The sequence below is a fragment of the Salmonella sp. 32070601201500089SM genome (assembly GCF_017573605.1).
Taxonomy (GTDB): Bacteria; Pseudomonadota; Gammaproteobacteria; order Enterobacterales; family Enterobacteriaceae; genus Salmonella; species Salmonella enterica.
The window spans coordinates 1-14,620 of the sequence record NZ_JAGETK010000016.1 but is presented as its reverse complement, the minus strand read 5'-3'; the positions used below and the strand labels follow the sequence as shown (position 1 = coordinate 14,620).

The 14,620-nt window shown below is 51.1% G+C and carries 15 protein-coding genes; 7 read left to right on the top strand and 8 right to left on the bottom strand.

Annotated elements, in window-relative coordinates; genetic code table 11:
• Positions 1-74 precede the first annotated feature (74 nt).
• The 4 genes from J4728_RS20280 to pth form a co-directional block, all read right to left on the bottom strand.
• Positions 75-530: a hypothetical protein gene (locus J4728_RS20280; RefSeq protein ID WP_208212334.1), complete on the bottom strand. Its 456-nt coding sequence runs from the start codon at positions 528-530 to the stop codon at positions 75-77.
• Between the two features lie 38 nt (positions 531-568).
• Positions 569-1,189: a hypothetical protein gene (locus J4728_RS20275; protein WP_208212332.1), complete on the bottom strand. Its 621-nt coding sequence runs from the start codon at positions 1,187-1,189 to the stop codon at positions 569-571.
• Between the two features lie 757 nt (positions 1,190-1,946).
• On the bottom strand, positions 1,947-3,038 hold the full coding sequence (gene ychF / locus J4728_RS20270; RefSeq protein WP_000505850.1) for a redox-regulated ATPase YchF: 1,092 nt from the start codon (positions 3,036-3,038) through the stop codon (positions 1,947-1,949).
• A 116-nt stretch (positions 3,039-3,154) separates the two neighbouring features.
• Positions 3,155-3,739, bottom strand: a complete 585-nt coding sequence (gene pth / locus J4728_RS20265; protein WP_000985595.1) for an aminoacyl-tRNA hydrolase — start codon at positions 3,737-3,739, stop codon at positions 3,155-3,157.
• Positions 3,740-4,014: 275 nt separating this feature from the next.
• Here pth and ychH point away from each other — a divergent pair, with 275 nt between their 5' ends.
• On the top strand, positions 4,015-4,293 hold the full coding sequence (gene ychH / locus J4728_RS20260) for a stress-induced protein YchH (RefSeq protein ID WP_000823878.1): 279 nt from the start codon (positions 4,015-4,017) through the stop codon (positions 4,291-4,293).
• Between the two features lie 44 nt (positions 4,294-4,337).
• Here the strand turns inward: ychH and dauA are convergent, their stop codons facing one another.
• From dauA to lolB, 4 genes are all read right to left on the bottom strand, one after another.
• Positions 4,338-6,023 (bottom strand): C4-dicarboxylic acid transporter DauA, encoded by a 1,686-nt coding sequence (gene dauA / locus J4728_RS20255; RefSeq protein ID WP_001037188.1) that lies wholly within the window; start codon positions 6,021-6,023, stop codon positions 4,338-4,340.
• A 124-nt stretch (positions 6,024-6,147) separates the two neighbouring features.
• Positions 6,148-7,095 carry a ribose-phosphate diphosphokinase gene (gene prs / locus J4728_RS20250; protein ID WP_001518537.1) on the bottom strand — a complete coding sequence of 316 codons (948 nt, stop codon included), beginning with the start codon at positions 7,093-7,095 and terminating at the stop codon, positions 6,148-6,150.
• Between the two features lie 265 nt (positions 7,096-7,360).
• Positions 7,361-8,212, bottom strand: a complete 852-nt coding sequence (gene ispE, locus J4728_RS20245; protein WP_000988258.1) for a 4-(cytidine 5'-diphospho)-2-C-methyl-D-erythritol kinase — start codon at positions 8,210-8,212, stop codon at positions 7,361-7,363.
• On the bottom strand, positions 8,209-8,832 hold the full coding sequence (gene lolB / locus J4728_RS20240; protein ID WP_000174484.1) for a lipoprotein insertase outer membrane protein LolB: 624 nt from the start codon (positions 8,830-8,832) through the stop codon (positions 8,209-8,211). The genes ispE and lolB overlap by 4 nt, the downstream gene beginning before the upstream one ends.
• Positions 8,833-9,145: 313 nt before the next feature.
• Here lolB and hemA point away from each other — a divergent pair, with 313 nt between their 5' ends.
• From hemA to kdsA, 6 genes are read left to right on the top strand one after another with little or no spacing between them, the layout of a single operon-like run.
• Positions 9,146-10,402 (top strand): glutamyl-tRNA reductase, encoded by a 1,257-nt coding sequence (hemA, locus tag J4728_RS20235; protein ID WP_000173208.1) that lies wholly within the window; start codon positions 9,146-9,148, stop codon positions 10,400-10,402.
• Positions 10,403-10,442: 40 nt separating this feature from the next.
• Positions 10,443-11,525 carry a peptide chain release factor 1 gene (prfA, locus tag J4728_RS20230; protein WP_000804703.1) on the top strand — a complete coding sequence of 361 codons (1,083 nt, stop codon included), beginning with the start codon at positions 10,443-10,445 and terminating at the stop codon, positions 11,523-11,525.
• Complete coding sequence (gene prmC / locus J4728_RS20225) at positions 11,525-12,358, top strand: peptide chain release factor N(5)-glutamine methyltransferase (protein WP_208212330.1); 834 nt, start codon at positions 11,525-11,527, stop codon at positions 12,356-12,358. The genes prfA and prmC overlap by 1 nt, the downstream gene beginning before the upstream one ends.
• Positions 12,355-12,744, top strand: a complete 390-nt coding sequence (gene sirB2, locus J4728_RS20220; RefSeq protein ID WP_000150666.1) for an invasion regulator SirB2 — start codon at positions 12,355-12,357, stop codon at positions 12,742-12,744. The genes prmC and sirB2 overlap by 4 nt, the downstream gene beginning before the upstream one ends.
• Before the next feature lie 3 nt (positions 12,745-12,747).
• Positions 12,748-13,557 carry an invasion regulator SirB1 gene (gene sirB1, locus J4728_RS20215; RefSeq protein ID WP_001257065.1) on the top strand — a complete coding sequence of 270 codons (810 nt, stop codon included), beginning with the start codon at positions 12,748-12,750 and terminating at the stop codon, positions 13,555-13,557.
• Between the two features lie 37 nt (positions 13,558-13,594).
• Positions 13,595-14,449 carry a 3-deoxy-8-phosphooctulonate synthase gene (kdsA, locus tag J4728_RS20210; protein ID WP_000811046.1) on the top strand — a complete coding sequence of 285 codons (855 nt, stop codon included), beginning with the start codon at positions 13,595-13,597 and terminating at the stop codon, positions 14,447-14,449.
• Positions 14,450-14,620: the final 171 nt, after the last annotated feature.

Genomic DNA, 14,620 nt, shown 5'->3' with positions numbered 1-14,620 from the left:
AGGCTCTTAGTGTTAATGTACACCAAAGATCGATGTGTTTACCGCACTTGTGGCTTGGTATGCAGTATGTATAATTATTGTGTGAATGTTTTCATAAATTGATTTGTCTCTTCTTTGGCCTTTTCTATTGATTTATGTTTATATATTTTTGATTGGTATGTGTATTTTTCTAACGCAGGTAAGTACTTAGAGACGTCGTTACCTTTTTTGAAATCTATAGGCATATGAATACTCGCATATAATATATTTATCCTCTGCGATGGCGTTAGCTCAGAATAATTTATACCTTGTTCATAATAAGAAAGCATCACATCATTGCAGATCCTGTCTTTATACGACTGCCCTATGTATGCGATGATAAGTCCATATATAAGTAGCAATCCAAAAGCGACACCTGCTTTGTGGCTATGAAGAAAATTATATTGTAGCCCAACAAAAAAAAGCACTTTTCTAATTAAAACAAGAATAAATGGTAAGGAAAATAAAAAACAACCGAAGCACATAATCACTTCGCCTGAATTCTGAAACATTTTATACCTTCCTGATAAATACTGGGTTAATTATCTGGTTAATATTCGTTGTCTATTATTTCTTTTATAAAAATAGACGATTCATTGAAATTTTTTTTGAAACTGGAGTAATTGCTAAGTGTTTTCGGTATGCAAAAGATGACTCGCCCATTTTTTACTATGGCATAATATCTTGGATACATTAGCGCTTCTTCTTTTGTGTTTGGAACACCGTCATAGTCTATTTTTTCATCAATAGAGTCAAGTTGGCTAAATAAAAAGACTCTTTTCCTTAGCAAAGTATTATGAACAATAGCATTTTCATATATATCAAGTGACATTGTAAGACTCAATGCAGCAAATGAAAGTAATGCTATGATGGAAATTGTTAATATTGCTAATGACAAGCCTTCCTGGCAATATAAAATAAGAAAAAAGAGTGGGATTGCAGGGAGGTAAGTGACCAACGGGTAAAAACGATCGATTTTTAAATGTGATATGATATTCTGAGGAGATGTGACATGGTCCTGAACGCCCTTGTTAAAGATAATGCTGTAAAGCGTCAAACTATTGTCAATTTTATCTATTGCTTTAGCTTTTATTCTTTGTGTGAATATAAAAAACGTTATCAAAAAGGCAATAAATAAGAAAATGATTAAATTAGAAATAAAACTATCCACGGCATCATCCTGTATATCTACCGAAATTTCTATGGTCACTATTCTACTATTATTAATGAATGTCAATCTAAAATTGATGATGGTGCGTCCAGCCGGTTGGATTTGATCTAAAATAAAACTTTCGGTATTTCTCTATAGTCACAGAGCAAACAGGGTTGATTCTTTGTTAAAAAATCATCTCAATATTTTAATATGAATTCCTTCACGCGATTCTGGAGTATTACAGTCTACGATTTTAATGATTTTTTATTCATTCATTATACGTATTAAATTAATGGCAGTGCAATCGCAAATTATAATTAGTTTCAGAATTGCAAAATGATTATAATTTTGTAGTTCATGCAGTTGCCCTAAGAGCCCCGGTGGTGAGTGTAGGGGGGAACACCTGAACCAGATCTGAGGCTATGTACGATACTGTGATATGAGTTAACCCAAACAGGCCATACGGTATCTATACCTTTCTAAAAAGCTTTTCGCTGGTATAGAGTCAAAACCTTAGACGAAACAACATCCACACTATGGCCCTGGCAGTGCGGCATTGCGTATCGGTGAGCATAACGGGGCCTTGTTTATTTATTATACCGTTCTTGTATTTACTTAAAATGAAGATGGAAGAATGTTGTACTCATTTTTGACAGCATTGTTACGAGATGAGTTGAGACATTGTGAAATGAAAATCCACGCAATGGCGTGGATTTTATAGAGTTTTACCGTTGTTCTGAGATTCAATGAAACCTCATAAGACAACAAATGTTATTTAGACGTTGAACAGGAAGTTCATTATATCGCCATCTTTAACGATGTAATCTTTGCCTTCCGCTCGCATCTTACCGGCTTCTTTCGCGCCTTGTTCACCTTTATAGGTAATAAAGTCGTCAAAGGCGATAGTTTGGGCGCGGATAAAGCCTTTTTCGAAGTCGGTATGGATTTTACCTGCTGCCTGCGGCGCGGTTGCGCCAACCGGAATGGTCCATGCGCGAACTTCTTTCACCCCGGCGGTAAAGTAGGTCTGGAGGTTCAGCAGGCGATAACCTGCGCGAATAACGCGGTTCAGCCCCGGCTCTTCCAGACCCAGTTCAGCCATAAATTCGTCGCGCTCGTCATCATCCAGCTCAGCAATATCAGCTTCGACGGCGGCACACACTGGAACCACGACCGAACCTTCTTTCGCGGCGATTTCGCGAACCTGGTCCAGATACGGGTTATTTTCAAAACCGTCTTCATTGACGTTAGCGATATACATTGTCGGCTTCAGCGTCAGGAAGCTTAAATAACGGATAGCCGCTTTATCTTCGTCCGTCAGGTCCAGCGAACGCAGCATCCCCGCTTCGGCCAGGTGCGGCAGGCATTTTTCCAGCGCGGCCAGTTCCGCTTTGGCGTCTTTATCGCCGCCTTTGGCTTTCTTCTGTACGCGATGGATAGCGCGCTCGCAGGTATCGAGGTCAGCCAGAGCCAGTTCGGTATTGATAACATCAATATCTTCTGCCGGGTTTACTTTACCCGCCACATGGATGATATTGTCGTTCTCAAAGCAGCGAACCACGTGACCGATAGCTTCAGTTTCACGGATATTGGTCAGGAACTGGTTACCCAACCCTTCGCCTTTGGACGCGCCTTTTACCAGACCGGCGATATCCACGAACTCCATCGTAGTTGGTAGAATGCGTTGCGGTTTAACAATCTCAGCCAACTGGTCCAGACGCGGATCGGGCATCGGCACGACACCGGTATTCGGTTCGATAGTGCAGAACGGAAAGTTTGCCGCTTCAATACCGGCTTTTGTCAGCGCGTTGAACAGGGTGGATTTCCCGACGTTGGGCAGACCGACGATACCGCATTTGAATCCCATGATTTAACTCACCTTAATATCTTAATAATCAACCTGTTATAGAAAACAGATTGCAGAAATGGAAATAACTTCGCCTATTATACACGGCGTGCGGCAAAAATGCCGCACATCACTGGTTATTGCGCCTTAAAGGTATGCAAACGGCTTGTTGCTTTGGCCAGACCCTCTTTGAACCACAATTCCGTACAGCGCGCCGCTTCGTCAATGGCCTCATCAATTAATTTTTGTTCAGAAACAGGGGGTTTACCCAGCACGAAACCAACAACTTTATTTTTATCGCCTGGATGACCAATTCCAACGCGTAAGCGGTGAAAGTTGGGATTATTGCCCAGCTTGCTGATGATGTCTTTCAGACCATTGTGGCCGCCGTGGCCGCCGCCAAGTTTAAATTTCGCCACGCCCGGAGGGAGATCCAGCTCGTCGTGAGCGACCAGAATTTCGTCCGGCTGAATACGGTAAAAACTGGCCATTGCGCCAACTGCTTTACCACTGAGGTTCATGAACGTGGTGGGTACCAGCAGGCGAACATCTTCCCCTTCCAGCGTGATGCGTGAGGTATAGCCAAAGAATTTAGGCTCTTCACGCAACGGCGCGCGCAGGCGCTCCGCCAGTAAATCGACGTACCATGCGCCTGCATTGTGTCGCGTCGCGGCATATTCCGCACCGGGATTCGCCAGACCAACAATCAATTTAATTGCCACGTTTTTTGTCCTGAGTAGATCCATAACTGGCGCGTAGTTTACTGTCTGTCTGCCCGCTTGACAAAACACAGCGACACTCTGGAGTAAATTAAATAATTGCCAGCATTGATTATTAAAAATGTAAACTGTTCAGTGTGTTATTTGTAAAGTTTTGTTAAATGAAACTTTACATTTGTGATCGCAACCGCACTTACAAACGGAAGTGTTGTCTATACTTTACACATAAAGTTTAGGGGGATTTCCTAAAAACAACCCAAAAGTTCCGGAGGTGACATATGAAACGCAAAAACGCTTCGTTATTCGGTAACGTGCTGATGGGGTTGGGGCTGGTCGTGATGGTTGTCGGCGTGGGTTACTCTATTTTAAACCAACTGCCGCAGTTTAATTTGCCGCAATTTTTTGCGCATGGCGCAATACTGAGCATTTTTGTCGGGGCAGTTCTTTGGCTGGCGGGGGCTCGTGTAGGGGGGCATGAGCAGGTGAGCGACAAATATTGGTGGGTACGTCACTATGACAAACGTTGCCGCCGTAACGACAATCGTCGTCATAGCTAACCGGTTCAGGCCCGGTAAGCGTTATCGCCACCGGGCATTGTCCATTAACTGAGTAAATCCGCTAACGCCTCCGTCCTGTTCGGGAAGAAGGTCAGACGCCCAGGAATAGGTTTGATACCGGCACGCGCCATTGTGCGCAGCGGTTGGAACTCCAGATTACTGATACGCAATTCGCAACCCTCCGGCAGACGCTTCACAAAACGCTGAAAAGCATCAAGCCCGCCTGCATCCAGCACTGGTACTGCGTCCCATTTCAGAACGACGATACGTTTGCCCTTAATACGTGACTCAAGGTCAGTAAACAACCCTTCCGCCGCGGCGAAAAAGAGCGGACCGATAACACGCAGCACCAGCACATCTTCAGGCACATCGACATTGACCGGCGCAAGTCGAGTCATTCGCGCAATACGGCGCATAAACAGCAGGGAAGCAAGGACAATCCCCACGCTGATGGCGATGACCATATCAAACAGAACCGTTAATGACATGCACAGCAGCATAACGATAATGTCGTCTTTCGGCGCATGGCGTAACAGATCCACCACTTTATGGGCTTCACTCATATTCCATGCCACCATCAGCAGTAGCGCCGCCATCGCGGAAAGCGGCAGCCAGGAGAGTAGCGGGGCTAAGACCAGTAGCGCCAGAATAACCAGGATAGCGTGAATTACCGCTGAGACGGGAGAGGTCGCGCCAGCGCGGACGTTGGCGGCAGAGCGGGCAATCGCGGCGGTGGCGGTGATGCCGCCAAAGAACGGCGCGACCATATTCCCCAGCCCCTGGCCGATAAGTTCGCTGTTAGCTTTATGTTTGGTGCCGGTCATGCCGTCCAGCACGACGGCGCAGAGCAATGATTCGATTGCCCCCAGCATTGCCATTGAGAAAGCCGCTGGCAGCAGCGCGCGCAGTGAATCCCAGCTTAGCGTGAAATCGGAGCCAGGAAGACTCCACGGCAGCATCAGTTGCGGCAGGAGCTGCGGGATGCCGTTGCCCTGAGTGCCGTCAGCCAGAACGTAATGGAACTGTGAGCCGATAGTCGCCACATTGCCGCCCAGCAGATTAACGATCCCCATCACGGCGCAACCGGCCAGCAGCGCGGGAAGATGTCCTGGCAGACGAATACCGAGACGCGGCCAGAAAATCAACGTTCCCAGCGTTACCACGCCAATGGCGGCATCGCCAATATTGACGGTGGGCAACGCCATAAACAGCGCGCCGACTTTCTGCAAATAGTGCTCTGGCACATGGGCCATCTGCAGACCAAGAAAATCTTTAATCTGCATGGTACCGATGGTAATACCAATCCCTGAGGTAAAACCCAACGTGACCGACACCGGGATATATTCAATCAATCGCCCCAGTCTCGCCAGGCCGAAAAGGATCAGGAAGAAGCCCGACATCAGCGTGGCGACCAGTAGGCCCGCCAGACCAAACTGTTGCGATACCGGATACAAAATCACCACAAACGCGGCGGTAGGGCCGGAAACGCTAAAGCGCGAGCCGCCGGTTAGCGCGATCACGATCCCGGCGACAGCGGAGGTATAGAGGCCATACTGCGGCGCAACGCCACTGCCAATTGCCAGCGCCATCGCCAGCGGGATAGCAATAATCCCGACGGTGATCCCGGCTATCACATCACGGGTGAACCGGGAGGCGGTATATTTTTCTTTCCAGCAAGCATCGATGAGAGCGCGGAAAGGCATCACATGTGAGGAAAATAATTTGTTCACAATAATGTTTCATCCATGAGCGCATCATCTGTCAACTAAATGGCAGGTGAAGGAGGCATAAGTCATACAAAAGGGTGTTACAGACAAAAAAACCCGCCGCAGCGGGTTTCAGATCCGGGTTCGATCAATGCTCGAACATGGCGGAAATCGATTCTTCGTTGCTGATACGGCGAATCGCTTCGGCCAGCATACCTGACAGGGTCAAAGTACGCACGTTCGGCAGCGCTTTGATTTCGTCGGTCAGCGGAATGGTGTCGCAGACAACGACTTCATCAATGACGGAGTTGCGCAGGTTGTTTGCCGCATTGCCTGAGAAGATCGGGTGCGTCGCGTAGGCAAACACGCGTTTAGCGCCACGTTCTTTCAATGCTTCTGCTGCTTTGCACAGAGTACCGCCGGTATCGATCATATCATCAACCAGCACGCAGTCACGGCCAGCGACGTCGCCGATGATGTGCATCACCTGAGAAACGTTCGCGCGCGGACGACGTTTATCAATGATAGCCATATCGGTATCGTTCAGCAGCTTAGCGATAGCGCGGGCACGAACCACGCCGCCAATATCCGGAGAAACCACGATCGGGTTATCCAGATTCAGTTGCAACATATCTTCGAGCAGGATTGGGCTACCGAACACGTTATCAACCGGAACGTCAAAGAAGCCCTGGATCTGTTCAGCATGCAGATCTACGGTGAGAACGCGGTCAACGCCGACGCTGGACAGGAAGTCAGCGACAACTTTTGCGGTAATCGGCACACGGGCGGAACGTACGCGACGGTCCTGACGTGCATAGCCAAAGTAGGGGATAACGGCGGTGATACGACCTGCGGAAGCACGACGCAGGGCATCAACCATAACGACCAATTCCATCAGGTTGTCGTTGGTTGGGGCACAAGTGGACTGGATGATGAAAATATCACCACCGCGTACATTTTCGTTGATTTGTACGCTGACTTCGCCGTCGCTAAAGCGACCTACGGCGGCGTCGCCGAGAGAAGTGTACAGGCGGTTGGCAATACGTTGTGCTAGTTCCGGGGTGGCGTTACCAGCAAAAAGCTTCATATCAGGCACGAGAAGAACCTCAGGCATGCGTCCATTGGTGGAAAGAATCTGCCGAAAACTGTGCGGGCCAGGCAAAATCCTATCCAGGCGGTGTATTAAAGAGCGCGATGCAACGTCTGGAACAAGGTGACGTTGTCACCGAAGCTCAGCTTGCCCGGCTTACTCGTCTTCATTCACGTTTCATGTGCGCTGGTATCGATGCCTCACACCGGTCAAATACGGCATATATGACCGGCGATTCGTCATTTCGCCATCTTCCTGAAACCCGAATGCGTTAGAGTAACTCTCGATGCAATGGGGAGAGGTTGACACCCTTCGCCACAAAAGCATTGAGCCATTCCGGGGCTTGCTCAAGCACCTGGCGAGCACAAGACTCTGTATCGAATTCAGCAAAGACACAGGCCCCTGTCCCAGTCAGGCGCGACGGCGCGTATTCTAACAGCCAGGAAAGCGCCGCATCAACCTCGCGAAAACGTTTTCTTGCGATAACCTCGCAATCATTGCTGAATTCACATTTTAGTAACGTATCTATTGACCTTTTTGGCGTATTACGCGGCAATTGAGGATCTTTAAAGATAACCGGCGTCGGAATGCTTACGCCTGGGTGCGCGACCAGATACCATTTTTCCGGCGGATTCACCGGCGTTAATATTTCGCCTACGCCTTCGGCAAACGCGGCGTGGCCACGAACAAAGACCGGGACGTCGGCGCCGAGCGTCAGGCCGAGCGTCGCCAGTTCATCAATGGAAAGCCCGCATTGCCAAAGATGATTGAGCGCCACCAGAACGGTCGCGGCGTTAGACGAGCCGCCACCCAGACCGCCGCCCATGGGAAGGCGCTTCTCAATGCTGATATCCGCGCCGCTTCCGGCGGGCAGGCGTCCACTCTCCGAGGCGATTTTCATCAACAGCCGCGCGGCGCGGACGATCAGATTGTCTTCATTTTCAACGCCGTTAACCGGCGTTAATAAATGGATTTCGCCATCGCGACGCGGTTCGATGTGGAGTGTGTCGCCATAATCCAGAAACTGAAACAGCGTCTGCAGCGTGTGGTAGCCGTCTGCACGCTGTCCGGTGATATATAAAAACAGATTTAATTTTGCCGGAGAAGGCCAATGGGTCATCATTTCACAATCCAGTTATCCATTTTCAGCTTAATGCGCTGACTGCCGTCGGAAAGCTCCATATTGGCAGGCATGGCAGGCTGCGTTTTGCTGTCATAGCCACCGTAAACCACTTTCCAGTTTTTACCATCCTGGCGATAGTTCACTTCGCTCAGGCGGTACTGGTCGTCCAGTTTGTAGTCAGTGGCATCGCCAGGCAGACCGAGGATCCACTGCCGCAGGCTGTTTAACGGAATCGGCATCCCGGTGAGTTTGCCGATCATCTCTTCGGCGTCATCGGCGGTATAACGCTGGCCTTTGTTATCCACCAACTGGACGTTGCCCGGCTGGGCGTTAAGCTCCAGCTCGGTGCTGCCCAGCGGGTTGGTAAGCAGCAGGCGGTAGCGATCCTGTCCGGTCTGTTGCCAGAAGAAACGCGCATAGACTTTCTGATCATCTGAGATGTAAGCAAAGGCGCCGCGCGTCTGGTATTGATTCAGATGACGCACCTCTTGCTGATGCTGGCGCCACTGAGGGGAATCCGGGCTCTTGCCCGGGCCTTTATGCCCAGGAAGCGTACAGGCGGTGAGAACCAGGCTTGCTAACGGCAGTAGACGAATCAGGCGAAAATCGGGCAGGGTCATAGTGATGACGAATCCTTGTGATACGGTGCAATAATTGCCTGATGGCGTTACGCTTATCAGGCCTGAAAACTGAACCTGCAGGCTGTAAAAACGTTCGCGTCGCGATTCGGCAAATTTTTGCTATCGGTTACAGTTATAGCCTTTAATGCTAGCGCCGCCTGGTGACATCGTCTACTTTCAAGTTGTCTTAAATCATCAAATTAGCGAGCGCTGCCAATTACTCCAAAAGGGGGCTCTCTCTTTTATTGACCACGCGCATCCTGTATGATGCAAGCAGACTAACCATATCAACGCTGGTACTACTCCCGCAGACATGACCCTTTTAGCGCTCGGTATTAACCATAAAACGGCACCTGTATCGCTGCGAGAACGCGTAACGTTTTCGCCGGACACGCTTGATCAGGCGCTGGACAGCCTGCTTGCGCAGCCAATGGTGCAGGGCGGGGTCGTGCTGTCAACCTGTAACCGTACAGAGCTGTATCTGAGCGTGGAAGAGCAGGATAACCTGCAAGAAGCGCTGATCCGCTGGTTATGCGATTACCATAACCTGAACGAGGACGATCTGCGCAACAGTCTGTACTGGCATCAGGATAATGACGCCGTCAGCCACCTGATGCGCGTCGCCAGCGGTCTGGATTCACTGGTGCTGGGCGAACCGCAAATCCTCGGTCAGGTGAAAAAAGCGTTTGCGGATTCGCAAAAAGGCCACCTTAACGCCAGCGCGCTGGAGCGAATGTTTCAGAAGTCTTTTTCCGTCGCTAAGCGAGTGCGGACTGAAACCGATATCGGCGCTAGCGCCGTCTCCGTCGCGTTTGCCGCCTGTACGCTCGCCCGCCAAATCTTTGAATCGCTCTCGACGGTCACCGTACTGTTAGTTGGCGCGGGCGAAACCATTGAACTGGTGGCGCGTCACCTGCGCGAGCATAAAGTACAAAAGATGATTATCGCCAACCGAACCCGCGAGCGCGCGCAAGCCCTGGCGGATGAGGTAGGCGCTGAGGTTATCTCGCTCAGCGATATCGACGCCCGTTTGCAGGATGCCGATATTATTATCAGTTCGACCGCCAGCCCGCTGCCGATTATCGGTAAAGGCATGGTGGAGCGCGCATTAAAAAGCCGTCGCAACCAGCCGATGCTGCTGGTGGATATTGCCGTACCGCGCGACGTTGAACCGGAAGTCGGCAAACTGGCGAACGCTTATCTTTATAGCGTCGATGATTTACAGAGCATCATTTCGCATAATCTGGCGCAGCGTCAGGCTGCGGCGGTAGAAGCGGAAACGATTGTTGAGCAGGAAGCCAGCGAGTTTATGGCCTGGCTACGCGCCCAGGGGGCCAGCGAGACCATTCGGGAATACCGTAGTCAGTCGGAGCAGATTCGTGACGAACTGACTACCAAAGCGCTGTCGGCCCTTCAACAGGGCGGTGATGCGCAAGCCATCTTGCAGGATCTGGCATGGAAACTGACCAACCGCCTGATTCATGCGCCAACGAAATCACTTCAACAGGCTGCCCGTGACGGGGATGACGAACGCCTGAATATTCTGCGCGACAGCCTCGGGCTGGAGTAGCAGCACACACCACACTTTTTTACAGGGTGAATTTACGCCTATGAAGCCTTCTATCGTTGCCAAACTGGAAGCCCTGCACGAACGCCATGAGGAAGTTCAGGCGTTGCTGGGCGATGCGGGAATTATCGCCGACCAGGACCGCTTTCGCGCATTGTCGCGCGAATATGCGCAATTAAGCGACGTTTCTCGCTGTTTTACGGACTGGCAACAGGTTCAGGACGATATCGAGACGGCTCAGATGATGCTCGACGATCCTGAAATGCGAGAAATGGCGCAGGAAGAACTGCGCGAAGCGAAAGAAAAAAGCGAACAACTGGAGCAACAGTTACAGGTACTGCTGCTGCCGAAAGATCCGGACGATGAACGAAACGCGTTCCTTGAGGTTCGCGCCGGCACCGGCGGCGACGAAGCCGCGCTGTTTGCCGGCGATCTGTTCCGCATGTACAGTCGTTATGCCGAAGCGCGCCGCTGGCGCGTGGAGATCATGAGCATGAGCGAAGGCGAGCATGGCGGTTATAAAGAGATCATCGCCAAAATCAGCGGCGACGGCGTGTATGGCCGACTGAAATTTGAGTCCGGCGGACACCGCGTACAGCGTGTTCCGGCGACCGAGTCGCAGGGGCGTATCCATACCTCCGCCTGTACCGTCGCCGTGATGCCGGAGCTGCCGGAAGCCGAGCTGCCGGATATTAACCCGGCGGATCTGCGCATTGATACGTTTCGTTCTTCCGGCGCGGGCGGTCAGCACGTTAACACCACCGACTCCGCTATCCGAATTACCCACTTGCCGACCGGCATCGTGGTGGAATGCCAGGACGAGCGTTCGCAGCATAAAAACAAAGCGAAAGCGCTCTCGGTGCTCGGGGCGCGCATTCACGCCGCCGAAACGGCAAAACGCCAGCAGGCCGAGGCGTCAACGCGACGCAATCTGCTTGGCAGCGGCGATCGCAGCGATCGTAACCGGACCTATAATTTCCCGCAGGGGCGCGTGACCGATCATCGTATTAATCTGACGTTATATCGCCTTGATGAAACGATGGAAGGTAAGCTGGATATGCTGATTGAGCCGATTGTTCAGGAACACCAGGCTGACCTGTTAGCCGCCTTATCCGAGCAGGAATAATGGATTTTCAGCACTGGCTGCATGAGGCGGTAAACCAGCTCCGGGACAGCGACAGCCCCCGGCGCGACGCCGAGATCCTGCTAGAGTACGTTACGGGCAAGGGGCGGACGTATATCATGGCCTTTGGCGAAACGCCGCTTACCGACGTCCAGCAACAACAGCTCGCGGACCTGCTGCAGCGGCGTAAACAGGGCGAACCTATTGCGTACCTGACGGGCTTACGCGAATTCTGGTCGCTGCCGCTCTTCGTTTCTCCCGCCACGCTAATCCCGCGCCCGGATACCGAATGTCTGGTTGAACAGGCGTTGGCGCTATTGCCGGTAAAAACCTGTCGTATTCTGGATTTAGGCACCGGAACCGGCGCGATTGCGCTGGCGCTGGCCTGCGAGCGACCGGATTGCGAGGTGACTGCGGTCGATCGTATGCCTGATGCGGTTGCGCTGGCGATACGCAACGCGGAACATTTGGCTATCCGGAATGTGCGTATACTGCAAAGTTGTTGGTTCAGCGCGCTATCGGGGCAGCAGTTCGACATGATTGTCAGCAATCCACCCTACATTGACGCGCAGGACCCGCACCTTAGCGAAGGCGATGTACGCTTTGAACCGCGCTCGGCGTTGGTGGCGGACGAAAACGGTATGGCGGATCTTACGCATATTATCGATAACGCCCGCCAGATGTTAACGCCCGGCGGATTCCTGCTGCTGGAACACGGTTGGCAGCAAGGCGAAGCGGTAAGAGCGGTTTTCAGGCGGTCTGGTTACTCGGATGTAGAAACGTGTCGTGATTATGGCGGTAATGAACGCGTGACCTGCGGACGTTTTACGCCATGACAATTGCAATGTTGCTCACGCTTCATCTTATCTGTGTTGCGCTCTCCGTCAGTTTGTTTGTCGCTCGTTACTGGTGGCGCTATTGCGGCCATGCGTTGGCCGCCGCGCGCTGGACACGAATCGTGCCTCCCGTCATAGATACCCTGTTACTGCTTAGCGGTATTGGGTTAATCGTTAAAACGCACATCCTGCCATTCACGGAGTCGGGCGCATGGCTGACTGAAAAACTGTTTGGCGTTATCATCTACATCGTTTTGGGTTTTATTGCGCTTGATTATCGTCAGGCGCGCAGCCAGCAGGCGCGTTTTATCGCTTTCCCGCTGGCGCTGGTGGTGCTGTACATCATCATTAAACTCGCCACCACAAAAATACCGTTACTGGGGTAAGTCATGAGGTCGTTAGCTGATTTCGAATTTAACAATGCGCCGCTGTGTGATGGCATGATCCTGGCATCAGAGATGATTCGCCTGGATTTTCCCACGCAGTTTGTCTACGACGAACTGGAACGTCTGGTCAGTCTGGCGCAGGAAGAAATTAGCCAGCTCCTGTCTCAGGATGAGCAACTGGAAAAATTGCTGGCACTTTTTTACGGCGAGTGGGGGTTCACGGATTCCCGCGGCGTCTACCGTCTTTCTGATGCTTTATGGCTCGATAAAGTCCTGAAAAAACGCCAGGGGAGCGCGGTATCGTTGGGCGCTATTTTATTATGGATAGCAAACCGTCTTGATTTGCCGTTGGTGCCCGTTATCTTCCCAACGCAGTTGATTTTGCGTATTGAATCGCTGGAAGGGGAAATGTGGCTGATTAACCCGTTCAACGGTGAAACGCTTGATGAACATACTCTGGAAGTCTGGTTAAAAGGCAATATTAGTCCGGTCGCCGAGTTGTTTAATGAAGATTTGGACGAAGCGGATAACGCCGAAGTGATTCGTAAGCTACTGGATACGCTGAAATCCTCGCTGATGGAGGAACGGCAAATGGAGCTGGCGCTACGCGTTAGCGAAGCATTGTTGCAATTTAACCCGGAAGATCCTTACGAAATCCGTGACCGCGGGTTGATCTACGCGCAGCTTGAGTGTGAACACGTTGCGCTGACTGATTTAAGCTACTTCGTTGAACAGTGTCCGGAAGACCCGATCAGCGAAATGATTCGTGCGCAGATCAACACCATTGCGCACAAGCAAATTGTTCTACATTAATTAACCGACATTTTACCTATAAGTGTAAGGCGATCCTATGAAACAAAAAGTGGTTAACATTGGCGACATTAAGGTGGCAAATGACCTGCCGTTTGTGCTGTTTGGCGGTATGAACGTGCTGGAGTCACGCGATCTGGCAATGCGCATTTGTGAGCACTACGTAACCGTTACCCAGAAGCTGGGTATTCCTTACGTGTTCAAGGCCTCTTTTGATAAAGCCAACCGTTCCTCTATTCACTCTTACCGTGGGCCGGGTCTGGAAGAAGGGATGAAAATCTTCCAGGAACTCAAGCAGACATTTGGCGTAAAAGTGATCACTGACGTCCATGAAGCCAGCCAGGCGCAGCCTGTTGCTGATGTGGTTGACGTGATTCAGCTCCCGGCGTTTCTGGCGCGCCAGACCGACCTGGTGGAAGCGATGGCGAAAACCGGCGCTGTGATTAACGTGAAAAAGCCGCAGTTCGTAAGCCCGGGTCAGATGGGCAATATCGTGGATAAGTTCCATGAGGGTGGTAACGATAAGGTGATTCTGTGCGATCGCGGCGCGAACTTCGGTTATGACAACCTGGTGGTGGATATGCTGGGCTTTAGCGTGATGAAAAAGGTCTCCGGCAACTCGCCGGTGATTTTCGACGTCACCCACGCGCTGCAATGCCGCGACCCATTTGGCGCCGCCTCGGGTGGTCGTCGAGGTCAGGTGACCGAGCTGGCGCGCGCCGGTATGGCTGTCGGTCTGGCGGGCCTGTTCCTGGAGTCGCATCCGGACCCGGCTAACGCGAAGTGCGACGGTCCTTCCGCGCTGCCGCTGGCGAAACTGGAGCAGTTCCTGACCCAGATAAAAGCGATTGATGATTTGGTGAAAAGCTTCGACGAGCTGGATACCGAGAACTGATTGCGGTTTTTAGCTTGTGTAGGCCGGATAAGATACTATCCGGCTTTTTTGTCTATGGAAAACCCCCAGCTAGGCTGGGGGTTCCGGAAAGCTTTCAGCTTTAAGCCAGTTATTAAAACCCCTTTTGATTTGTTAAAACATCTTGCGGTCTGGCAACTGCAAAAGTTCAAC

Bases quoted from the DNA above. Each gene is read 5' to 3' on its own strand.
- J4728_RS20280 (WP_208212334.1), bottom strand. From the start codon at position 530: ATGTTTCAGAATTCAGGCGAAGTGATTATGTGCTTCGGTTGTTTTTTA.
- ychF (WP_000505850.1), bottom strand. From the start codon at position 3,038: ATGGGATTCAAATGCGGTATCGTCGGTCTGCCCAACGTCGGGAAATCC.
- ychH (WP_000823878.1), top strand. From the start codon at position 4,015: ATGAAACGCAAAAACGCTTCGTTATTCGGTAACGTGCTGATGGGGTTG.
- ispE (WP_000988258.1), bottom strand. From the start codon at position 8,212: ATGATGACCCATTGGCCTTCTCCGGCAAAATTAAATCTGTTTTTATAT.
- lolB (WP_000174484.1), bottom strand. From the start codon at position 8,832: ATGACCCTGCCCGATTTTCGCCTGATTCGTCTACTGCCGTTAGCAAGC.
- hemA (WP_000173208.1), top strand. From the start codon at position 9,146: ATGACCCTTTTAGCGCTCGGTATTAACCATAAAACGGCACCTGTATCG.
- prfA (WP_000804703.1), top strand. From the start codon at position 10,443: ATGAAGCCTTCTATCGTTGCCAAACTGGAAGCCCTGCACGAACGCCAT.
- prmC (WP_208212330.1), top strand. From the start codon at position 11,525: ATGGATTTTCAGCACTGGCTGCATGAGGCGGTAAACCAGCTCCGGGAC.
- sirB2 (WP_000150666.1), top strand. From the start codon at position 12,355: ATGACAATTGCAATGTTGCTCACGCTTCATCTTATCTGTGTTGCGCTC.
- sirB1 (WP_001257065.1), top strand. From the start codon at position 12,748: ATGAGGTCGTTAGCTGATTTCGAATTTAACAATGCGCCGCTGTGTGAT.
- kdsA (WP_000811046.1), top strand. From the start codon at position 13,595: ATGAAACAAAAAGTGGTTAACATTGGCGACATTAAGGTGGCAAATGAC.